Annotated in this window: 22 protein-coding genes; 12 read left to right on the top strand and 10 right to left on the bottom strand. The window is 71.9% G+C overall.

Features of this window, described 5'->3' with window-relative positions; translation table 11 throughout:
* Positions 1-13: 13 nt before the first annotated feature.
* Positions 14-559, top strand: a complete 546-nt coding sequence (locus tag JIG36_RS10930; protein ID WP_307872663.1) for a TetR/AcrR family transcriptional regulator — start codon at positions 14-16, stop codon at positions 557-559.
* Here JIG36_RS10930 and JIG36_RS10925 read toward each other — a convergent pair.
* Complete coding sequence (locus JIG36_RS10925; RefSeq protein ID WP_203375988.1) at positions 494-1,924, bottom strand: MFS transporter; 1,431 nt, start codon at positions 1,922-1,924, stop codon at positions 494-496. The genes JIG36_RS10930 and JIG36_RS10925 overlap by 66 nt on opposite strands.
* Before the next feature lie 234 nt (positions 1,925-2,158).
* Here JIG36_RS10925 and JIG36_RS10920 point away from each other — a divergent pair, with 234 nt between their 5' ends.
* Positions 2,159-5,218, top strand: a complete 3,060-nt coding sequence (locus JIG36_RS10920) for a putative bifunctional diguanylate cyclase/phosphodiesterase (RefSeq protein ID WP_203375987.1) — start codon at positions 2,159-2,161, stop codon at positions 5,216-5,218.
* A 52-nt stretch (positions 5,219-5,270) separates the two neighbouring features.
* A complete protein-coding gene (locus tag JIG36_RS10915; RefSeq protein WP_203375986.1) occupies positions 5,271-5,930 on the top strand; it encodes a GNAT family N-acetyltransferase in 660 nt (219 codons plus the stop codon).
* A gap of 2 nt (positions 5,931-5,932) precedes the next feature.
* Here the strand turns inward: JIG36_RS10915 and JIG36_RS10910 are convergent, their stop codons facing one another.
* On the bottom strand, positions 5,933-6,835 hold the full coding sequence (locus JIG36_RS10910; protein WP_203375985.1) for a CPBP family intramembrane glutamic endopeptidase: 903 nt from the start codon (positions 6,833-6,835) through the stop codon (positions 5,933-5,935).
* Positions 6,836-6,890: 55 nt separating this feature from the next.
* Between JIG36_RS10910 and JIG36_RS10905 the strand changes: the two genes are divergently transcribed.
* Entirely contained in the window at positions 6,891-7,484 is a 594-nt protein-coding gene (locus JIG36_RS10905; RefSeq protein ID WP_203375984.1) for a DinB family protein, read from the top strand.
* Positions 7,485-7,492: 8 nt separating this feature from the next.
* On the opposite strand, the gene JIG36_RS10900 is transcribed toward JIG36_RS10905, so the two are convergent.
* From JIG36_RS10900 to JIG36_RS10890, 3 genes are all read right to left on the bottom strand, one after another.
* Positions 7,493-8,230 (bottom strand): hypothetical protein, encoded by a 738-nt coding sequence (locus JIG36_RS10900; RefSeq protein ID WP_203375983.1) that lies wholly within the window; start codon positions 8,228-8,230, stop codon positions 7,493-7,495.
* 63 nt (positions 8,231-8,293) lie between these two features.
* Positions 8,294-8,794 (bottom strand): SRPBCC family protein, encoded by a 501-nt coding sequence (locus tag JIG36_RS10895; RefSeq protein ID WP_203375982.1) that lies wholly within the window; start codon positions 8,792-8,794, stop codon positions 8,294-8,296.
* A complete protein-coding gene (locus tag JIG36_RS10890) occupies positions 8,791-9,177 on the bottom strand; it encodes a metalloregulator ArsR/SmtB family transcription factor (RefSeq protein WP_203375981.1) in 387 nt (128 codons plus the stop codon). The genes JIG36_RS10895 and JIG36_RS10890 overlap by 4 nt, the downstream gene beginning before the upstream one ends.
* 94 nt (positions 9,178-9,271) lie before the next feature.
* Here JIG36_RS10890 and JIG36_RS10885 point away from each other — a divergent pair, with 94 nt between their 5' ends.
* On the top strand, positions 9,272-10,057 hold the full coding sequence (locus JIG36_RS10885; protein WP_203375980.1) for an isocitrate lyase/PEP mutase family protein: 786 nt from the start codon (positions 9,272-9,274) through the stop codon (positions 10,055-10,057).
* Here the strand turns inward: JIG36_RS10885 and JIG36_RS10880 are convergent.
* Both JIG36_RS10880 and JIG36_RS10875 read right to left on the bottom strand, forming a co-directional pair.
* A complete protein-coding gene (locus JIG36_RS10880) occupies positions 10,054-11,229 on the bottom strand; it encodes an acyl-CoA dehydrogenase family protein (RefSeq protein ID WP_203375979.1) in 1,176 nt (391 codons plus the stop codon). The two genes, JIG36_RS10885 and JIG36_RS10880, sit on opposite strands and share 4 nt — an antisense overlap.
* Before the next feature lie 143 nt (positions 11,230-11,372).
* Complete coding sequence (locus tag JIG36_RS10875) at positions 11,373-11,780, bottom strand: DUF1810 domain-containing protein (protein WP_203375978.1); 408 nt, start codon at positions 11,778-11,780, stop codon at positions 11,373-11,375.
* Positions 11,781-11,866: 86 nt separating this feature from the next.
* On the opposite strand from JIG36_RS10875, the gene JIG36_RS10870 reads away from it, so the two are divergent.
* From JIG36_RS10870 to fliQ, 4 genes are all read left to right on the top strand, one after another.
* Complete coding sequence (locus JIG36_RS10870) at positions 11,867-12,352, top strand: ricin-type beta-trefoil lectin domain protein (RefSeq protein WP_203375977.1); 486 nt, start codon at positions 11,867-11,869, stop codon at positions 12,350-12,352.
* 27 nt (positions 12,353-12,379) lie between these two features.
* Complete coding sequence (locus JIG36_RS10865; protein ID WP_203375976.1) at positions 12,380-13,039, top strand: hypothetical protein; 660 nt, start codon at positions 12,380-12,382, stop codon at positions 13,037-13,039.
* Between the two features lie 13 nt (positions 13,040-13,052).
* The gene (locus JIG36_RS10860; RefSeq protein WP_203375975.1) at positions 13,053-13,667 is read left to right on the top strand and encodes a maleylpyruvate isomerase N-terminal domain-containing protein; all 615 of its coding nucleotides are present in this window, start codon (positions 13,053-13,055) and stop codon (positions 13,665-13,667) included.
* Between the two features lie 75 nt (positions 13,668-13,742).
* Positions 13,743-14,015, top strand: a complete 273-nt coding sequence (gene fliQ / locus JIG36_RS10855) for a flagellar biosynthesis protein FliQ (RefSeq protein WP_203375974.1) — start codon at positions 13,743-13,745, stop codon at positions 14,013-14,015.
* Between the two features lie 113 nt (positions 14,016-14,128).
* On the opposite strand, the gene JIG36_RS10850 is transcribed toward fliQ, so the two are convergent.
* Positions 14,129-15,241 (bottom strand): ROK family transcriptional regulator, encoded by a 1,113-nt coding sequence (locus JIG36_RS10850; protein ID WP_203375973.1) that lies wholly within the window; start codon positions 15,239-15,241, stop codon positions 14,129-14,131.
* A gap of 91 nt (positions 15,242-15,332) precedes the next feature.
* Between JIG36_RS10850 and JIG36_RS10845 the strand changes: the two genes are divergently transcribed.
* The gene (locus JIG36_RS10845) at positions 15,333-16,601 is read left to right on the top strand and encodes a YbiU family protein (RefSeq protein ID WP_203375972.1); all 1,269 of its coding nucleotides are present in this window, start codon (positions 15,333-15,335) and stop codon (positions 16,599-16,601) included.
* Between the two features lie 346 nt (positions 16,602-16,947).
* On the top strand, positions 16,948-17,913 hold the full coding sequence (locus JIG36_RS10840) for a glutamate-cysteine ligase family protein (protein ID WP_307872662.1): 966 nt from the start codon (positions 16,948-16,950) through the stop codon (positions 17,911-17,913).
* On the opposite strand, the gene JIG36_RS10835 is transcribed toward JIG36_RS10840, so the two are convergent.
* Positions 17,894-18,331 (bottom strand): CBS domain-containing protein, encoded by a 438-nt coding sequence (locus JIG36_RS10835; RefSeq protein WP_203375970.1) that lies wholly within the window; start codon positions 18,329-18,331, stop codon positions 17,894-17,896. The two genes, JIG36_RS10840 and JIG36_RS10835, sit on opposite strands and share 20 nt — an antisense overlap.
* Before the next feature lie 87 nt (positions 18,332-18,418).
* Positions 18,419-18,952, bottom strand: a complete 534-nt coding sequence (locus JIG36_RS10830; RefSeq protein ID WP_203375969.1) for a CGNR zinc finger domain-containing protein — start codon at positions 18,950-18,952, stop codon at positions 18,419-18,421.
* A gap of 47 nt (positions 18,953-18,999) precedes the next feature.
* On the opposite strand from JIG36_RS10830, the gene JIG36_RS10825 reads away from it, so the two are divergent.
* A complete protein-coding gene (locus JIG36_RS10825) occupies positions 19,000-19,782 on the top strand; it encodes a TSUP family transporter (protein WP_307872661.1) in 783 nt (260 codons plus the stop codon).
* Positions 19,783-19,796: the final 14 nt, after the last annotated feature.

Here is a 19,796-nt window from a genome sequence, read left to right as displayed (position 1 = left end):
CATACTAGCGCCCGTGACGAGCGGTCGGCGGGACGAGTTGCTGGAGAAGGCGTACGCGTATGTCCGCGAGACCGGCATCTCCGAGATGTCGCTGCGGCCGCTCGCGACCGCGATCGGTTCCAGCCCGCGGGTGCTGCTGTTCCTCTTCGAGAGCAAGGACGGCCTGATCCGGGCCCTCCTCGCGCGGGCCCGGGCCGACGAACTGGACGTCCTGACCCGGACGCTGCCCCCGGGGGCCGACGCGGCCGGGCTGGCGGTCTGGGAGTGGCTGGCCGCACCGGCCAACGCCTCGCTGCTGCGGCTCTGGGTGGAGGCGTACGCGCGCTCGATCGGTGTCGCCGAAGGCCCGTGGGCCGGTTTCGCCGCCGGGACCGTGGCCGACTGGCTCGAGGTGCTGGCCCGGGCCCAGCCGCCGGAGGAACGCGACTCCCCCGACGGCCTGGCCCACCGCACGGCCGTGCTGGCCGTGCTGCGCGGCGCCCTGCTCGACGTGCTAGCGACCGGCGACGTCGACCGGGTCACGGCCGCCGTCCGCCGCGCGCTCGCGCCGGGAGCCTGACAGCACGTCGGCCAGGGCCGCCACGAGCGCGACGACCACGAAGCCGATGGTCAGCCAGAGGGCGCCCCGGAACGCGGCTCCCCAGTCGCCCTGCTGCGCGGCCAGGCGGTTGAAGAACAGCGCGCCGACCGCGGCGATGCCCATGGCGGTGCCGATGCGCTGACCGGTCTGCAGCACCGCGCCCGCGCTGCCGGCCCGGGCCACCGGCACCTCGGACAGGGTCAGGGTCTGGTTCGGACTGATCACGAAGCCGCTCCCCAGACCGGCCACCAGCAGCGGGAACGCCGCCGCCCAGCCACCGCCGGAGCCGGGGACCGCCCGCAGCACGAGGTCGGTCGCGGCCAGACCGACGATCACCGCGGCCAGGCCGCCGGCGACCATGTGGCGGCCGAACCGCTGCACGAAGCGCCCGCCGACGGCCGACCCGACCGCCGAGCCGACCGCGAACGGGGTCACCGCCAGCCCCGCCGCCAGCGCGCTGTAGCCCAGGCCGGACTGCAGGTACAGCGTGTAGATGAAGAAGATCGTGGTGAAGCCGGCGAAGTAGAGCAGGCCGATCAGCGACCCCAGGGCGTACGAGCGCACCCGGAACAGCCCCAGCTCGACCAGGGCCGTCCGGGTACGGCCGTAGTGCCGCTCCCAGGCCCAGAACGCGGCCAGCACCGCGACGCCCGCGACCACCAGCAGCCACTTGCCCGAACCGGGCCAGGAGCGCTCCTGCACCAACGGGAGCAGCACCAGGACCACGCCCAGGCCGAGCAGGCCCACCCCGGCCGGGTCCAGGCTCTCGCGCCGCTTCGCCTCGGTGGCGGCCGGGATCCAGCGGTGACCGAGCCAGACCGCGGCGATGCCGATCGGCACGTTCAGATAGAAGATCCAGCGCCAGCCCTCCTCCGGGCCGATCGCCGCGATCAGCACGCCGCCCAGCAGCGGCCCGACGGCGGTGGAGACGCCGATGGTGGTGCCGAGCAGCCCGAACGGACGTCCGCGCTCCTTCGGTTCGAACATCTGCTGGATCAGGCCGGAGACCTGCGGGTTGACGATGCCGGCGGCCGCGCCCTGCACGAGGCGGGCCACGATCAGCCACAGCGCCGACTGGGCCAGGCCGGCCGCCGCGCTGGCCAGGGTGAACAGGATCAGGCCGACGACGAAGGCGTTGCGCCGGCCCCGCGCGTCGCCGAACCGGCCGGCGGGAACCAGCAACAGGCCGAACGTCAGGGCGTAGCCGGAGAGCACCCACTGCAGCTCGGCCGGGCTCAGATCGAGCTGGTCGCGGATCGAGGGCAGGGCGACGTTGACGATGCTCACATCGAGCAAGGTCATGAAGCCCGCTACCAGGGCAACGGTGAGCGCTTTCCAGCGCATGGACGACTCGGTTGTCACGAGTGACCGATTCCCCGGTCGATAGGGCGGCAACCGGAGTTCTAGTGTGTGCCGCATGACGTCGTTCCGTGCCGGGTGACGAAACGACTGATACCCGTCCGTACGGTGAGATTTCGCGCGCTCACCGGCGGAGAGAACCGACCATTCACTCAGGCCGGGGCCCGGCCGCCCGATCAAGTTCGGGAGACAGGTGGACCAACCGGCGGAGGAGGGCCGATGACGACGCGAGCAGTTCGCGCCGCTTTCGGTGCGTGGATCGTGGTGCTCACCGCGATCTACTACGCCTTCCCCGACGCCCACCTGGTCACCTGGGCCCTGCTCGGCTACTCCAGCGCGGCAATGGTGCTGGTGGGGGTCCGTCTCAACCGGCCCTCCCGCCGCCTGCCGTGGTACCTGATCTCGGCCGCCCTGATCTTCTTCACCACCGGCGACTCGCTCTACAACTTCATCCTCTTCCTGGGCCAGGAACCGACCTTCCCCGGCCCCACCGACCTGCTCTACCTGGCCGTCTACGTGCTGCTCACCGGCGGCTTCCTGCTGTTCGTGCGCACCCGCGGCGGCGCCAGCAACCGGGCCGCCCTGCTCGACGCGCTCGTGCCCACGGTCGGCCTCGGCCTGCTCTCCTGGGTCTACTGGATCGCCCCGTTCACCCGCTCGCACGAGCTCAGCTTCCTCGAGAAGCTGGTCTCGATCGGCTACCCGTTCGGCGACGTCCTCACGCTCGCGCTGACGCTGCGCATGCTCACCAGCCCCGGCCGCAAGCCGCGGGCGCTGATGGCGATCGTGGTCGCCATGACCGGCCTGCTGATCAGCGACATCTTCTACGGCCAGAGCCAGCTCAACAGCGCCTGGTCGCTGGGCGGCCCGGTCGACCTCGGCTGGATCATCTTCTACGCCGTCATGGGCTGGACCGCGCTCATGCCCTCGATGACCCTGCTCACCGAGAAGCTCCCGCAGGCCGCCGCCACCGACCTGCGCACCGGCCGCCTGGCCCTGATGGCGACGGCCGCCCTGATCGCCCCGGCCGTCCTCTACGTCGAGTGGATCAACGGCCGCGAGGTCGAGGCGATCCGCGGCGGCGTGGTCGACGCCCCGGTCATCGCGGGCGCGGCAGCCCTGATGTTCCTGCTCGTGCTGGGCCGGGTCAACGGCCTGGCGGTCGCCCAGCGGCGGGCCCGGGCCCGCGAGCGCGCGCTGCACCAGGCCGGCGCGGCCGTGTTCGCCGCGACCACCGAGGCCGAGGCCGCGCAGGCCGTGCGCGAGGCCGTCGAGACGCTGATGCCCCCGGGCAAGCCGTTCCGCATGACCGTCACCACCCGGCCCGGCCTCGTCCACGAGCCCGGACTCCGCCTGCTCACCGCGGCCGAGCTGCCCGAGGGCGCCCCGGCCGGCGAGTTCGAGCATTTCCTGTACGTCACCATGCCCCTGCCCGGCCACGGTCGGGTCGGCGCCGGGCTGCTCGCCGGCGACGCCGCGGTGCTGCGCGAGATGCGGCCCACCCTCGAGGCGCTGCTCGGCCAGCTCGAGGTGGTGCTCCAGCGCATCGGGCTGACCGGTGAGGTCAACCGCCGCAACAGCGAGGCCTACTTCCGCACGCTCATCCAGAACGCGTCCGACGTCATCCTGATCGTCGACGGCGACGACGCCATCACCTACGCGTCCCCCTCGGCCGACACCGTGCTCGGCCACCCCGACCTGACCGGCACCCCGCTCTCGGCGCTGATCGCCATCAGCCACCACACCGCCCTGCTCGAGACCCTGACCGCGGTGCGGACCGGCCGCGACCAGGCCGAGGCGACCGACCTCGCGGTGCTCTGCGGCGACGGCCGGCTGCTGCAGATCGAGTGCACCGGCCGCGACCTGCGCGACGACCCGACCGTCCGCGGCCTGGTGCTGACCATGCGGGACGTGACCGAGCGCCGCCGCCTCGAGGACGACCTGTCCCACCTGGCCTTCCACGACGGCCTGACCGGGCTGGCCAACCGCGTGCTGTTCCGCAACCGGCTCGAGCAGGCGTTCTCGGTGGCCGAGCGCGACGACGCCACCATCGCCGTCCTCTTCGTCGACCTCGACGACTTCAAGGAGGTCAACGACACCCTCGGGCACGCCGTCGGCGACCAGCTGCTGGTCAGCGTCGGCGAACGGATCTCCGAGATCATCGGGCTGGCCGACACGGCCGCGCGCATGGGCGGCGACGAGTTCGCCATCCTGATCGAGCAGAGCAACGACGCCGCCCGGGCCGAGGAGCTGGCCGAGCGCATCGTCAAGGCCCTGGCCGTGCCGGTCGAGGTGTCCGACGGCCTCGGCGGCAGCCAGATCGTCAGCGGCGCGGCCAGCATCGGCGTCGCCACCAACCGCGACGCCGGCTCCGCCACCGAGATGCTGCGCCACGCCGACCTGGCTCTTTACCAGGCCAAGGGCGACGCCAAGGGCACCTGGCAGCGCTATCAGAGCGACCTGCACACGGCGATGGTGCAGCGCCTCGAGACCCGGGCCGCGCTGCACGAGGCGATCGACGGCGAGCAGTTCGCGGTCATGTACCAGCCGATCGTCGACCTCGGCACGGCCGAGACCGTCGGCGTCGAGGCCCTGGTCCGCTGGCAGCACCCGGCCCGGGGCCTGCTCGGCCCCTACCACTTCATCGAGGTGGCCGAGGAGAGCGGCGCCATCGTCGAGATCGGCCGGTGGGTGCTGCGGGCCGCGCTGACCGAGTTCGCCCGCCTGCGCGACCAGGAGCCGCAGAGCACGCTGCGCTACGTCAGCGTCAACGTCTCGGCCCGCCAGTTCCGCACGCCCGGCTTCGTCGACCAGGTGCGCCAGGCGCTCGCCGACAGTGGCGCCCGTCCGGAGTGGCTTCTGCTCGAGATCACCGAGAGCCTGCTGCTGCGCGACGCCGAGCAGGTGTGGAGCGACCTCGGCGAGCTGCGGGCCCTCGGCGTGCGGATCGCGATCGACGACTTCGGCACCGGTTATTCCTCGCTGAGCTACCTGCGGCAGATGCCGGTCGACGTGCTCAAGGTCGACAAGTCCTTCATCGACGACATCCTCGGCAGCGAGCAGCAGCGCGCGCTGGTCGACGCGATCGTCACGCTGGCCCGCAACCTCGACCTGGCCGTGGTGGCCGAGGGCATCGAGGACGAGGGTCAGCGGGCCGAACTGGCCGGGATGGGCTGCCCGTACGGGCAGGGTTACCTCTTCTCGAAGCCGGTGTGGCCGCACGAGATCGTCGCCCGGCCGCGCGCCGACGTATCGCTGCCCGATCTCTCCGCGGCCTGAATTTCGGCTTAATCACTAGCGGTCATGGGCGCCACACGGCAGGGTCTTAGGGGTGCTGGAGAATCCCGTGTGGGCCGCCCTCTCCGGGCCACAGGCCTGCTTCGCCGAGGCGTCCGGTGACGCCGCCCGTTTCCACTCCGACCTCGGTCCCTGGTGCGCCGTCGCCGACTTCGGCGACCGGCAGGCCTGGGCCGACCTGGCCGAGCTGACCGATCACGCGGTGCTCACGGCCCCGGCGATCCATCCGCCGGCGGGCTGGGAGACGGTGGTGGTGACGCCCGGGGTGCAGATGGCCGGGCACACCATGACCGGCGTGCGCGACCCCGAGACGGTCCGGCTCACCGAGACCGACGTGCCCGAGATGCTCGACCTGGTCGAGCGGTCCCAGCCCGGCCCGTTCGGCAAGCGCACGGTCGAGCTCGGGAACTACCTGGGCATCCGCCACGAGGGGCGGCTGGTCGCGATGGCCGGCGAGCGCTTCCGCATGCCGGGGTGGACGGAGGTCAGCGCGGTCTGCACCGACCCCGACTTCCGCGGCCAGGGTTATGCGGCCCGTCTGACCATGGCGGTCGCAGCCGGCATCCTGGAACGCGGCGATCTGCCGTTCCTGCACGTCGCGGCCGAAAATGCGGCGGCCATCCGGCTCTACGAGCGGCTCGGTTTCCAGATCGACCACGAAGTGGTGTTCGGCGCCTACCGCCGCACCGCCTGACCCTAGTCCCCCGGTGCCGTCGCGGCGCCGGGGGCCGACGCGCCGACCGCGGTGCGATCCGGAACGCGCATCCCCCGCCGTACGGCCGGGGTGCTCGCCAGCGCGACGATGGCCACCAGCATGACCAGCAGGCCCTGCCAGCCGCTCAGGCCCGTCGTCCAGGCGTTGCGCTGGGCGTCGGCGTCGGCTGCCACCAGGTCGAGGAAGCCGAAGACGATCGTGTTGTTGACGGCGTGGGCGGCGACCGCGGGCCAGATCGAGCCGCCGGCGAAGCGGAGCAGGCCGAGCAGCACCCCGAAGAAGACGCAGTAGATGACGAACGGCACGAACGACTGCCGCTCGTCGGCGCCCATCGAGAACCACGGTCCGAGGTAGAACGGCAGGTGCCAGACGCCGGCCACCGCCCCGATGAGGACCATGGCGGGCCACGGGCCGAGCCGGGAGCTCAAGCGGGTGAGCAGATAGCCCCGCCAGCCCCACTCCTCGCAGAACGCCAACGGCAGGATGAGGACGAGCTGGACCAGGCTGAAGCCGAGGGCCCGCAGCGCGAGGGCGCCGACACTTCCGTCCGGGCCGTAGGCCTCGCGAAGGGCCGAGAAGTCGGTGAGGTCGACCGGGAAGACACCGGTGGCCGCGTTCAGCGCGATCGCCACGACCTCCATGAGGATGAAGAGGCCCGCGGCGAGCAGGCAGAGTTTCCACCGGACGGGACCGATCGCCGTCGCTTGGCGGATGTTGCCCGGCCGCCACACGTAGCGCACGGCCACCCAGGTCGAGATCGCCACGCAGATCATCGCGACGAAGAAGAGCACCTGGCTGCCGGTCAGCTGCTCGACGACCCATACCGGCCACGGCAGGAGGAACACGAGCACGAGGAAGACGGTGACATCTCGGCGTGCGGGCATGCGGACCATTCTGACCGAACGCGATCGGTCGCAGGGGGATGGCATGCTACGGCCCATGGTTGACGCCGCCGAGTTCAAAGCCGATCTGCTCCGCTACCTGCAATACGCCCGCGACGCCCTGGTGTGGAAGCTGGACGAACTGTCCGACTACGACATCCGGCGGCCGCTGGTTCCCACCGGCACCAACCTGCTGGGGCTCGTCAAACACTGCGCGGCGCTCGAGGCGGGCTACTTCGGGGCCACGTTCGGGCGGCCGTTCCCCGAGCCGCTGCCGTGGATCGAGGAGGACGCCGAGCCGAACTCCGACATGTACGCCACCGAGGCCGAGTCCCGCGACGAGATCGTCGCGCTCTACCGGCGGGCGATCACGCACGCCGACGCGACCATCGAGGCCGTGCCGCTCGACGAGCTGGGCCGCGTCCCGTGGTGGCCGGACGGGCGGGCCGAGGCTTCGCTGCACCGGATCCTCGTGCACATGACGGCCGAGACGCAGCGGCACGCGGGGCACGCCGATCTCGTCCGCGAGCTGATCGACGGGGAGGCCGGGCTGAGCCCCACGGCCAGCAACATGCCGGAGGGTGATCAGCAGTGGTGGGTGGCCTACCGCGAACGGGTCGAACGGGTGGCTCAGGGCTTCCGCAAGGCCTGAGCCACGTCTTATTTGGCGGGCCGGTTCGACGGGCGCGGGCGGCGGGCCCGGCGCGGCAGCTGGACGCCGGCCAGCGTGCGCATCGCAGCCGGGCCCCGGGAACGCCTCGGCGCGGGGCCCGCGGCCGGGCGGCGGCGGAAGGCGTGCAGGTCGATCGTGTCCCGGGTCCGGGCGGGGTCGGGTTCGTCGCCGAGCCCGGCCGGGCGGGCGTAGACCGACTCGTCCTCCGCGTAGACCAGCTCCGGCTCCACTTCCTCCTCGTCGTCCACGACCGGCGGTTCGGCGGGACGGAAGACGGTGAACCGCTCGGCCATCGCCACCGCCCGCTCGGGGCTGGCCAGCACGAGCGCAGCGGCCACGTTGGCGACGAGGAACGGCAGGCTGATCAGCACGAGGCTGGGCGAGTTGCGCAGCGAGACGACGACCAGCACCGCGGCGACGACCGCGATGCCCACGGCCGCGGCGGTGCCGACGCGCCGGATCGACCAGCGGCCGAAACCGCAGAGCCGCAGCACGGCGGCCGCGCAGACCACGGCCAGCACGACGGCGACCAGCCAGGCGACCGCGTACGGCCAGAGGCGCTGCCAGGTGCCGTCCTCGTCACCGAAGACGAACATCAGGAACGGCACTCCGATGACCGCGACGACGAGCAGCACGACGGCATCGACGGTGAGCACGATGGCGGCCGCCGCGATCGTGTCGAGGCGGTGACCCCGCGCCTGCTCACCCATTTCCAGATCGACCATCGCCGTGCCCTCCCCAGGTCCGCCGCGATCACGGCGCCGCTGCACGGTAACGCATGGCCGGGCTCAGGGGCGCAGGGCCTCGAAGTAGTTCTTCATCGATGGGTAGTAGTCGTCGAACACCGGCTGGACCGAGCCGTCGCGGGCGGCGACCAGCATGTCGAGGTAGTACTCCCAGCCGGGGCCGACCTCGCCGACGCCCTCGGTGGTGTCGAGGTGATGGATCAGCCGCAGCTCGGTGCGGTCACCGGCGGCGGTCAGCAGTACCTCCAGGCGCCACCCGGCGGCGCCGGTGTCGTCGATGCCGGTGACGGCCAGGCGGTGCGGCGGCTCGCAGGCGTCGATCCGCATCTCCGTCCACGGGGCGCCTTCCTCGTACGCCAATTGGACCTTGATGATGTTGCCGGGGCCCGCCTCGCCGGTCCAGCGGCCGTACCAGCGGGCGCTGCGCTCGGGTTCGGTGACACTGGCCCACACGTCGTCCAGGCCGGCCTTGAACTCGCGGGTCAGGATCAGGTCGGGTCCGGTGGGCGTGGGGACGAGCCGTCCGGTGGGTGGGTTGGTCATGCGATGTCCTCCTGTCGGGTGGCGGCTTCGTGGCCGCGGTCGCTTTCCTGGCGGCGGTCCCGGCGGGTCCGGTGCACCTCGGTCTCGAGGGCGTCGAGGTGGCGGTTCCACCGGGCGGCCGCGGGTGGCTCGGCCGGGAAGCCGGCGAGCCAGGTGGTCAGCGCGGTCAGCGGCGTGACGTCGAGGCGGTAAAGACGTTCACGGCCGGTGAGGGTGTCGTGGACCAGGCCGCACTCGCGCAGGACACGCAGGTGCCGGCTCACGGCGGGGCGGCTGATCGGGAAACGCCCGGCGATGCGGCGCGCCGGCATCGGCCCGTCCCGGAGCAGCTCCAGGATCTCCCGCCGTACGGGGTCGGCGATCGCTGCCGCAACGTCGTCCACGCCGGGAAGCGTAACTCAGTGGTTACGCTTTAGCCAGGCCACCTCGTCGAAGGTGGCCGTCCCCGGGAGCACGCGCGGGGCCTAGGCTCGGCTGATGCTCGAGATGCGCGCACGGTTCCGGACCATGCACGAGGCGGGGCTGTTCGTGATGCCCAACCCGTGGGACGCGGGCTCGGCCCGGGTGCTCGAAGGGCTCGGCTTCCCGGCGCTGGCCACGACCTCGTCCGGGCTGGCGGCCACCCTCGGCAAGAAGGACCAGCAGGTCACCCGGGACGAGCTGGTGGCGCACGTGGCGGCGCTGACGGCGGTGATCGGGGTGCCGCTCAACGTGGACGCCGAACGGTGCTACGACGACGTGGCCGAGACCGTCTCGCTGCTCGCCGCGGCGGGGGCTTCGGGAATCTCGATCGAGGACTACGACCCGGGCCGGGAGAGCGTCGAGGCGCTGGAGGACGCGGCGGCCCGGGTGGCGGTGGCGAAGGAGGCCTGCGCGCGGCACGGGATCGTGTTGACGGCGCGGGCCGAGAACCTGCTCTACGGGCACGACGACCTCGACGACACGGTCGGGCGGCTGCGGGCCTATCGGGAGGCCGGGGCCGACGTCGTGTACGCCCCGGGGCTGCGGGCGCCGCAGGACATCGCGCGGGTCGTGGCGGAGGTGGCGGCGCCGGTCAACGTCCTGGCCGTCGAGGGGGCGCCGGCCATCGACGCCCTGGCGAAACTGGGGGTGCGGCGGGTGTCGACCGGCGGGGCGCTGGCCTGGGCCGCGTACGGCGGTCTGCGTGACGCCGCCCGCGAACTGCTGGAGAGCGGCACCACGACGTTCCGGGCGCGGTCACTGACGGGTGGCGAGATCGAGGCCATCGCCGACCGGCCTTAGAGCTGGCCGTGGTTCGGGGGCCGGGTGTCGTTGAGCTCCCAGGCCGCGAGGTGGTGGTACTTCCAGTCGACCGGGTCGTGGACGCTGTGGGTGCGGGCGTTGCGCCAGTGGCGGTCCAGGTTGTACTTGGACGCGGCGGAACTGGTACCGCACAGGGCGAACAACTCCGACCCGGCTTCCACGGCGACTTCGCTGCCGAACGCCTTCGCGGCGGCCACGGCCAGCGAGCCCTCGGCGGCGGTGGCGGCGTCGGCGGGCACGCGGCCGATGGTGTCCAGTGTGCGGGCGGCGTCGGCGAGCAGGGCCTCGGCGGCACGGACGCGGGTGGCCAGGCGGCCGTAGCGGTACATGACGTGCGGGTCCTCGGTGGCGCGGGTGGCTCCGGCCCGGACCGCCTCGGTCGACGGGCGGGCCTTCTCGCGCAGGTAGGCGCGGGTGTCGGCCAGGGCGCCGCCGGCGATGCCGACCTCGATGGCCGCGTGCACGAGCTGGGCCCGGGCGCCGAGCTGCTGCGGGACCTCGTACGCGCCGGCGTAGTCGAGCGCGAACTCGACCGGCACGCCGGTGAACGTGGCGGTACCGCTGATCGTGGCCCGCTGGCCGATGACGTCCCAGTCGGTGTCGACGGCCACTCCGGGCGCGTCACGCGGCACGAACGCCAGGACCAGGCGGCCGTCCTCACCGAGGGCGCTCACGGCGATCCAGGCGCTGGTCAGGGCGCCGGTCGTGTAGTACTTCGTGCCGGTGAGCACGCCGCCGGCGACCCGGGTCCGGAGGTCCTGGGCGTGTTGCCCGCCCCGCTCGGCCAGGGCGTTGCCGATACGGCGGCCGGCCAGCACGTCGGCGTAGAGGCGTTTGCGCAGGCCGTCGTCGCCGTGCACGGCCAGGATGTCGATCAGCAGGTAGTGGGCCTGCGGGACCTGGGCGATCGCGGGGTCGGCGGCGGCGATCAGGCGGGTCACCTCGGCCAGGGTGGACGGGCCGAGGCCGGGACCGCCGTCGGCGGACGGGATCGTGACGGCGAGCAGGCCGGAGGCGTCGAGCAGGGCGAGGGCGTCGGCCGGGATCACGGTGGCGCCGTTGCGGTCGCGTTCGGACGCTCCGGGAGCCAGGGCGGCGGCGAGTTCGGTGGCGGCGGCGACGGCGGCGTCATGTGTCGTGAGGAGGGGCACCTGGCCGAGCCTAGTGACACGTCCAGGGTGAGTTGCAATCGCGCGAACAGCCGCCCGTTCGGCCCGGACCACCGACTGGGTCGCGAGGCGCGGCGGGACCCGCTGGTGCTTCCGGGGGATTTCTGTCTCCGTACGAAATGGGGTCAGGCTTTCAGGAGATCGAGCGTGCGCTGGTCGGGACCGTCGTAGAAGTGGTCGATGACCTGCTGGAACGGCGCCGGGTCGTCGGCCGCGGCGGCGAACAGGGTCATCGAGGAGCGCAGCTTGAGATCGTCCGGGTAGCCGAACACGTCCGCGGCCGGCCGGTCGGTCTTCACCAGGATCCGGGTCAGTTCGACCAGGCGCGGGCCGAGAACGGGATGCGCGAGATATTCCTGGGCCTCGGCCAGGTCGCGCAGGGCGTAGTGCTGGGCGGTGGGGCTGGAACCGAGGCCGGCGAGCTGCGGGAAGACGAACCACATCCAGTGGGTGCGCTTCCGGCCGGCGGTCAGCTCGGCCTTCACATCGTCGTGGATGCCGTCCTGGGCCTGGACGAACCGGTCGAGACTCATGACGTTGCGCGTTCCCGGTCCGGCCTGTCGCAAACGCGCCTACTGTGAGTCGACCCCCCGCCGAATCCTGTGGAAAGAAGGCTCTCATGCGCGGGGTCACCACCAAACTCGCCACGGCGTCGCTGATCGCGATCGCCGCTCTCACCGTTCCGGCCGGGCCCGCCCAGGCCGCCCCGACCGGCCTGTTCATCAGCAGCCACGACGGCCGCTGCCTGGACGCCGACATCTCCACGCCGACCCACGACGGCACCAAGGTCCAGGCCTGGCAGTGCATCGGCGGCAACCGCAACCAGCAGTGGACGCACTACAGCGACGGCACGATCCGCAGTTCGTGGGACGGTCGCTGCCTCGACGAGGACATCGCCGGTGGCGTCCGCAACGGCACGAAGGTGCAGCTCTGGGCGTGCAACGGCTGGCTCAACCAGAAGTGGAACGTCAACGCGGACGGCACCATCACCAACCGGCACGACGGCCGCTGCCTCGACGAGGACATCGCGGGCGGCACCCGGAACGGGACGAAGGTGCAGGTTTGGGACTGCAACGGGTGGCTGAACCAGAAATGGCACCGATAACCGGCCGAAACGGTTGAGAATGACCTGGTGTCGGACGCCGAGTTTCTCGGGTACGCCGGGTCGCTAGCGGCCGGTGGCCTGCTGTTCCTGATCCTGGCCGTGTTCGGGCTCGGCCAGGGCATCATCCTGCGCGTCACCGACGTGCTGCTGGGGCTCGCGTTCCTCGGGTACGCCGGCTATCTGATGGTGGTCGCGCCCGAGTCGCCGTTCATGTCGTGGCTGGTCTTCATCACGCCCGCGGCCGGGCTGGCCGTCGCTCTGACCGCCCGGCGGCGGGCCCGCCGCAAGATCAAGCGCCTCGAGGAGGAGCACAGCGCCAAGCCGTACGCGGGCCAGGAGGCGGCCGTGAACGCGGAGAGGCTGCCGTATCCGTCGCCTCCCCCGCCGCTCGACCCGTCGTCGCCCGCGCCGCAGAAGCAGGCCAAGCCGGCCGGCAAGGCGGAGGGGCTGCCGTCGGGGCTGCCGTCCAGTCCTCCCCCGTCCGGGCTGGGTGCGCATCCGCTCGAAGCGTCACCGCGACCCGCTCGCCCCTCCGGGTTGCCGCAGCCGCACGCGGAGCCCCGGCCGTCGCCCTCGCCCTCACCGCATGCCGACCCGGGGTACCGGGCGCGGCACGGGGTGCAGAACGACGAGACCGCGCACCATGACTACTCGGGCGGGCGGCACCGCGCCGACGGGGAGTCCTGACTAGATTGGCCGGGTGGACTACCGCCGTACGTACCGATCCGCCGCCGTCACCCTCGTCGACCTGCTGAGCCGGGTGCCGGCCGACCGCCTCGACGGGGCCGGGATCGGCGACTGGAGCCTGCGTTCCCTCATCGGTCACACGATCAGCTCCGCGCTCGTGCAGGTGCCGTCGGTGCTCGCCAACCGCGCCGGGTCGGTCAACGTGGCCGCCGCGGAGGGCTATTTCGCTTTCGTACGGGATGTTCCGGCCGATGTCTACGCGGCCGCGCTCGCGGTGTCGGACGCCGACGCGCAGGAGTCCGCATCCTCCCTGGACGAGGCCGGTTCGCTGGCCGCCCGCGCCACCCAGGCCCTGGCCGCGGTCGAGGACGACGACGTGGTCGCGACGCCGGTCGGGGGCATGCGGGTCCGCGACTGGCTGCCGACCCGCACGTTCGAGCTGGTGGTGCACGGGACCGATGTGGCCGCCGCGGCCGGTGTGCCGGTGGAGTTCGAGCCGGCGGTGGTGGCGGAGGCGACGTTGCTGGCGGCCCGCATCGCGGTGGCGATCGGCGAGGGTCCGGTGCTGCTGCGGGCGCTGACGGGGCGTACGTCCCTTCCCAAGAAGTTTTCGGTGGTTCAGACCTGAGGATTTCCGGGCGGTCTCACCGAACTGCAACCGGACTGCACTTCTTCTCGTCACGTCCCGCCCGAAGAGGGGGATATGACCGACACGATGATTGTCGAGCTGGGCCTCGGTGCCATGACCATCGCGGCCAAGATGTGTGCCCCGGTGCTGCTGACGTCGCTCGCGGTTGGTTTCGCCATCTCGCTGTTCCAGTCGGTGACCCAGATCCAGGAAGCGACGTTGTCGTTCGTCCCCAAGGCGGCGGCGGTGTGCGCGGCGCTGCTGTTCTCGGGCAACTGGATGCTGCACGAGATGGTGAATTACACGACGCAGTTGTTCGGGCGCATCCCTGAGCTGATCGCGGCTTAGGCCCGCCGCGTCGCACCCTCTCAACGTGCGGCGCCCTGCCTTGCGCGGCGTCCCGTCTCGTTTCCTCAGGCCTCGGTTCTTCTCGTCCCTCAGGCGTCGGTTCTTCTCGTTCCTCAGGCCTCGGTTCTGATGATGAGCTCGCGCAGGCGCTGGAGGGCGTCGGCGCGAGCACCGGTCAGGGACGGCTCGTTTTCCACAGCGGCTTGCCGCACTCGTACGGGCCGGGGGTGTTGTGCGCTCTCGGCGGCGATCTCGTCGACCAGTTCCGTACCCCAGCGGCCGCCGATGACGATCAGCTCGGGGTCGATCAGCGTGGTGACGGCCGCGATCAGGCCACCGACCGCCGTGACGACCGCCGGTGGGCGCTGGTCACGCAGGCGGTCGACGTCGATCGCGGTGGAACCGGCGCGGCGCAGACCCAACACCCCGAAGACCTCGATGAGCGGCATCGCCTGCCCCTGCGGTCCCACGGTGATCAGGTGGGCGACCTCGCCCGACAGGCCGTGGTGGCCGCGCCGCACCTCGCCGTCGCTGACGATCGCGCAGCCCAGGCCCTCGTCGAGGAACACGTAGGCGAAGTCGTCGAGCGGGTTCGCCGCCCGCTCGGCCTCGGCCGCCCAGTTGACGTCGTTGTCCACATGGACGGGCCCGTCAACATGTCCACCCAGAACCGCGACCGGGTCGATCTCGCCCAGCAGGAACGGGGCGTCCGGCAGTTGGAGCAGGCGCCCGGTGTGGCGGTCCACCGGATCGGCCGCGCTCACCACAGCCAGCCGCGGCCGCCCCTCGATCATGCCGCCGGCCTTGACCAGCGCCTCGATGTTTTCCACAGCCTCGACCAGGGCCGCGGCCACGTCGTCGGGGCGGGCCGGGCGGCCCACGTCGGCCTGGGCGCGCGCTACCAGGTCGCCGTACGCGTCGACGCACTCGGCGACCACCCCCTCGGGGGCGATGCTGACCGCGAGGGCGGTGCCGACCTGGGGGGCGAGCGAGTAGTAAGAGCCGACACGCCCCTTGCCGCGGCCGCCGGGGGTGCGCTCCCCCGTGTCCACAACCAGGCCGGCCTCGGTCAGGCGGCGCACGCTCTCGCCGGCTGTGGGTTTCGAAACGCCGGTCTCGGTGGACAACTCGGCGCGGGTCAGCCGGCGGTGCCGCATCAACGCCCGCAACACGTGTTCGTCGGTCAGCGAGCGCAGCAGCACCTGGGAGGGCTTGGCCGGATCCACGGTGCCATTCTAGTCAGGGCCCTTGCCTAGAAGGGGGCCGGGGGCTTACGGTCGTTTCCAGTAAAGGGACATGACTAGAAGGAGGCCCGCCATGCCGCTCCCCCACTGGGAGGAGACGCCGACCGACCTGCCCGGCGCCGTCCGCGAGATCAAGGCCGCTCTGCGTGCGCAGATCGCGGCCTCCGGCCGTACGGTGGAAGAGGTTTTCGCCGTTGTCGAGCGTGACGTCGCCGCCGAGGTGGCCGAGATCGCGGCCGCCAAGGCCCGGGGCGAAGAGGTGTGGCCGGTCATCGCCTACGACGACATCGAGTCGGGGCGGGTCAGCGCGGCCGACGTCGCCCGGCTCCGCAAGCGGGGCTGCCTCGTCGTGCGCGGACATTTCCCTCGCGAACAGGCCCTCGGGTGGGACGCCGGGATCGTGCGCTACGTCGAGGAGAACAAGTTCTTCGAGAACTACCGGGGTCCGGGCGACGACTTCTTCGGCAGTGTCGGCTCCAAGCCCGAGATCTACCCGATCTATTGGTCGCACGCGCAGATGGAGGCCCGGCAGAGCGATCGGATGGCCCGGGTGCAGGCGTTCCTCAACAGCCAGTGGAAGCACACGTCGGACGACGGCACCCAGTGGTTCGACCCGGAGCGCGACTCGCTCTACCCCGACCGCATCCGCCGCCGGCCCGAGGGCGCCGACTCGGCCGGGCTGGGCACACACCTCGACCCCGGCACGCTCGACCTGTGGATGACACAGGCTTATCAACAGGCGTTCCGGCACCTGTTCGACGGCTCGGTGGAGCAGTACGACCCGTGGGACGCGGCGTACCGCACGTCGGGCCCGCAATATCCGGGGTCGACGATGTGCTCGGCGTTCCGCACGTTCCAGGGGTGGACGGCGTTGTCCGACATGAACCACGACCAGGGTGTGCTGCACACGGTGCCGATCCCCGGAGCGATGGCCTATCTGATGCTGCGGCCGTTGCTCAACGACGTGCCCGACGACGACATGTGCGGCGTGACGGTCAACCAGGTCTTCCCGGCCACCCACAAGTGGCACGACATGCTGATGGAGGCCCTGGCCGGCATCCCCGACGTGCGGGCGGGCGACTCGGTGTGGTGGCACTGCGACATGATCCACAGCGTGGCGCCGGTGCAGGACCAGCAAGGCTGGGGCAACGTCATGTACATCCCGGCCGCACCGTGGTGCCCACGCAACGAGACGTACGCGGCGTCGGTGCGCGAGGCGTTCCGGTCGGGTTCGAGCCCGTCCGACTTCCCGGCCGAACACTACGAGCGCGACTGGACGAACCGCTTCACCGAGGCCGATCTGAACGAGACCGGCCGCCGTGGCCTGGGCCTGGCGTCCTGACCGCGGCCATCTTCTCGCGCCCGCCCGACCAGCTGTCCATTCACCATGCCACTCTGATCGCGGCCCTGACCCAACGCCCGGCCGGCGAGACTTTGAACGCGCCTGCCCGCGTGACCGCGCCCCGGCGGGCGGGGGCGGGGGCGGGGCCGGCAGCTCCGCCAGCATGTCGGCCGCGAGCGCCGAGATCCCTGAGCACCAGCGGATGCGACACGACGATCGCGTCCTCGACCCGATCGGCCGCCTGGTCGGCGCCGCACCGGCGGCCGAACGGCCAATGCCTATCGGGCAGATAGGAATGCTATGCTCCTGCGGTTCCCGGCCGGACCGCACTGGAGCGAGGCGACCTGTGACACCCCCGAACGAGCGGGCTGCGGCCCTGATGCTGGCCGAACACGCCTTCGCGCCGGCCACGCCCGGCTTTGTCGGCGCCGCAGTCGATGTGCCGATGGCCCGGCCCCTCGAAGAGGGTACGCGTCTGCGGCACGGCTTCCTGGCCCCGCGGTCACCAGGGCCGGGGCTGGGGACCGTCAGCGGGCCACCCTCGCCGGGGCTCGAGGTGTGCATCGACCGCATGGCCGACGACCTCGCGGCCGCCGGGCCGGTGCTGGACGGTGTCGGGGACTACGGCGTGCGCGTCGCACTGGAGGCCGGGCTGGAGGGCGGCGGCCCGCTGGGACTCACCCGCCGGTGGGCGCTGGCCCATACGCTCGCGCCCGTTCTGGCCGCCGCCTTCGCCAACTCGCCCACGCTGGACGGCTGGCGCAGCGGCCGCCAGGCCCGCCACCGCCACCTGCCGGTGCTGCGGGCGGTGGCCGATCCGCGGCGGTCGTGGGCGGCGTACGTGCTGGAGCAGCCGGGCCCGTTCCGCGGCGCCCGCCACGATCACGAGCGCCCCGGGCTCGACGACCTGGCCCGGCATGTCGAGGCGCTCACCCCGCCCGTCGCGGCCCGTGGGCATCTGGAGATCGACGTGGCCGACCGGCCGCCCCGCGACGGCTGGAAGGTGGTCGTGGCGGTGACGGCGGTGCTGCTGGACGATCCGCGGGCGGCCGCGGCGACCGAGGAGATCACGGCGCCGCTGGCCGCCGAGGCGGGACTGTGGGAGCGGGCGGCCCGCGACGGGCTCAGCGACCCGGCGCTGGCCGTTGCCGCCCGGGAGTGCTTCCTGCAGGCGTACGGAACCCTGGCCCGGCACGGCACGGGCCGCGACCTGAGGGATCAGGTCGCGGAGTTCACCGAGCAATACGTGATGCGCGGCCGCTGCCCGGCCGACGACGTGCTGGAACGGACGGTCAGGCCCGCTCGCCGGTGATGTACTCCTCCAGGCTGGTGCGTTCAGCCTGGAGCTCGTCGATGCGGAACTTCACCACGTCGCCGATGCTGACCACGCCGTGCAGCTCGCCGGCCTCGATCACCGGCACGTGGCGGAAGCGCCGCTCGGTCATCAGCCGTTCGACGTCCTCGACGGCCGCGTCGCGTTCCACCGACCGCACCTGGGTGGTCGCGATCGCCGCCACCGGTTCCATGAGCACGGCGGCACCCCGGGCGGCCAGCGCGCGCACGACGTCGCGCTCACTGACGATGCCCTCGACCCGGGTGCCGTCCCTCGAGACGATCACCGCCCCGATCTTGTTCTCGGCCAGGACGGCCAGAAGCTCCGTCACGTCCGCCTCGGGTGACACCGTCACCACCCGCCCGCCCTTGACCCGCAGAATGTCACTGATTCGCATGACGCCGCCTCTCCCGTCCGAGATCCGCCGTAGCAAACCCCCACGGGACCTCGCAGCGCCGCGGGGCATATGCCTACTTGGCGTCATTCACGGCGTGATGTCAAGAGCCCGGCGGACGCGATGGCGACGGACGGCATCACGGTTGCCGCAGGCCGGGGAGCAGTACGCCTGTTTGCCGGTGCGGCTGAAATCCCCGTACGGGCGGTCGCAGCCCTCGGCGGCGCAGCGTCCGAGCCGGTGCATGCCGCGGCCGGCCAGGTGCAGGGCGGTGCCGACGCTGATCAGGGTGCGCAGCACCGAGGCGAGCGGCTGCCCGGGGTCGCGGTAGTGGATGTGCCAGCCGTCGTCGGCGTGGTTCGTGAGCCGGGGGTAGGCCGAGGCGAACCGGAGCAGGTCGTTGAGGCGCCGCGCCCGTTCCTCGGGATCGGTGGCGTCGATCACGGTCAGCCACTCCGCCAGGAACTCGGCCGTCGCCGCCCGGTCATACTTCGTCACCGGCAACTCGATGACCAGGTCATATTCCAGGCAGCGGGCGACCATCGCCTCGTCGGTGGCCGGTGGCTCGGTCACCAGCGAGAGAGCGAGCCGCACGGCATCCTCGCCGTAAGGGTTTAGATGCATAAAGGCATTACAGCAAGATCGGCGGCAATCGTGAAGGGGTTGTCGCCTTGGAATGGCTCTATGGGTTGGAATGGCAGCACGTCGCGCTGCTCCTGCTGGTCGCGGCCGCGGCGGGCTGGGTCGACGCGGTGGTCGGCGGGGGCGGGCTGGTCCTCGTCCCGGCGCTGATGCTGGGGCTGCCGGGCATGTCGCCGGTGACCGCACTCGGCACCAACAAGGTGGCCAGCATCTGCGGCACGACGTCGGCGGCCATCACGTACGCCCGCCGGACGACGATCGACTGGCGACTGGCCCTGCCGGCGGCGTTGCTGGCCGTGCTCTTCTCCGGCACGGGCGCGCTGGCCGCCTCGCACATCCCGGCCGAGTACTTCCGGCCGATCATCATGGTGCTGTTGTTGCTGGTGCTCGCGTTCGTGGTGGCCCGCCCCTCGTTCGGCGTGGTGGTGACCGAACCGAACCGCACGTGGCGCCGCCGCCTGGCCGCCGTGCTGCTGGCCGGCACCGCGATCGCGTTCTACGACGGCATCCTCGGGCCCGGCACCGGCACCTTCCTGATCATCGCGTTCACCGCCCTGCTCGGCCTCGACTTCGTCTCCAGCTCGGCCACCGCCAAGATTCTGAACGCCGGTACGAACCTGGGCGCCCTGCTCGTCTTCGCCTCGGGCGGCCACGTGCTGTGGAAGCTGGGCCTGGCCATGGCCGTGTGCAACATCGTCGGCGCCCGGTTCGGGGCGCATACCGCTCTCAAGCGCGGCGCCGGATTCGTACGGGTGGTGCTGGTGGTCGTGGTGGTGGCGATGGTGGCCCGGCTGGGGTCGCTCTACCTCTGAGCAACTTGGCGATA

Origin of the sequence: Paractinoplanes ovalisporus, assembly GCF_016834655.1 — a bacterium.
Lineage (GTDB): Bacteria > Actinomycetota > Actinomycetes > Mycobacteriales > Micromonosporaceae > Actinoplanes > Actinoplanes ovalisporus.
Note: the sequence above shows the minus strand (reverse complement) of the source record. Positions and strands in the feature narration are given on the sequence as shown.

Bases quoted from the DNA above. Each gene is read 5' to 3' on its own strand.
- JIG36_RS10835 (WP_203375970.1), bottom strand. From the start codon at position 18,331: ATGCGAATCAGTGACATTCTGCGGGTCAAGGGCGGGCGGGTGGTGACG.
- JIG36_RS10885 (WP_203375980.1), top strand. From the start codon at position 9,272: ATGCTCGAGATGCGCGCACGGTTCCGGACCATGCACGAGGCGGGGCTG.
- JIG36_RS10905 (WP_203375984.1), top strand. From the start codon at position 6,891: ATGGTTGACGCCGCCGAGTTCAAAGCCGATCTGCTCCGCTACCTGCAA.
- JIG36_RS10900 (WP_203375983.1), bottom strand. From the start codon at position 8,230: ATGGTCGATCTGGAAATGGGTGAGCAGGCGCGGGGTCACCGCCTCGAC.
- JIG36_RS10845 (WP_203375972.1), top strand. From the start codon at position 15,333: ATGCCGCTCCCCCACTGGGAGGAGACGCCGACCGACCTGCCCGGCGCC.
- JIG36_RS10910 (WP_203375985.1), bottom strand. From the start codon at position 6,835: ATGCCCGCACGCCGAGATGTCACCGTCTTCCTCGTGCTCGTGTTCCTC.
- JIG36_RS10895 (WP_203375982.1), bottom strand. From the start codon at position 8,794: ATGACCAACCCACCCACCGGACGGCTCGTCCCCACGCCCACCGGACCC.
- JIG36_RS10920 (WP_203375987.1), top strand. From the start codon at position 2,159: ATGACGACGCGAGCAGTTCGCGCCGCTTTCGGTGCGTGGATCGTGGTG.
- JIG36_RS10925 (WP_203375988.1), bottom strand. From the start codon at position 1,924: ATGCGCTGGAAAGCGCTCACCGTTGCCCTGGTAGCGGGCTTCATGACC.
- fliQ (WP_203375974.1), top strand. From the start codon at position 13,743: ATGACCGACACGATGATTGTCGAGCTGGGCCTCGGTGCCATGACCATC.
- JIG36_RS10875 (WP_203375978.1), bottom strand. From the start codon at position 11,780: ATGAGTCTCGACCGGTTCGTCCAGGCCCAGGACGGCATCCACGACGAT.
- JIG36_RS10870 (WP_203375977.1), top strand. From the start codon at position 11,867: ATGCGCGGGGTCACCACCAAACTCGCCACGGCGTCGCTGATCGCGATC.
- JIG36_RS10830 (WP_203375969.1), bottom strand. From the start codon at position 18,952: ATGCATCTAAACCCTTACGGCGAGGATGCCGTGCGGCTCGCTCTCTCG.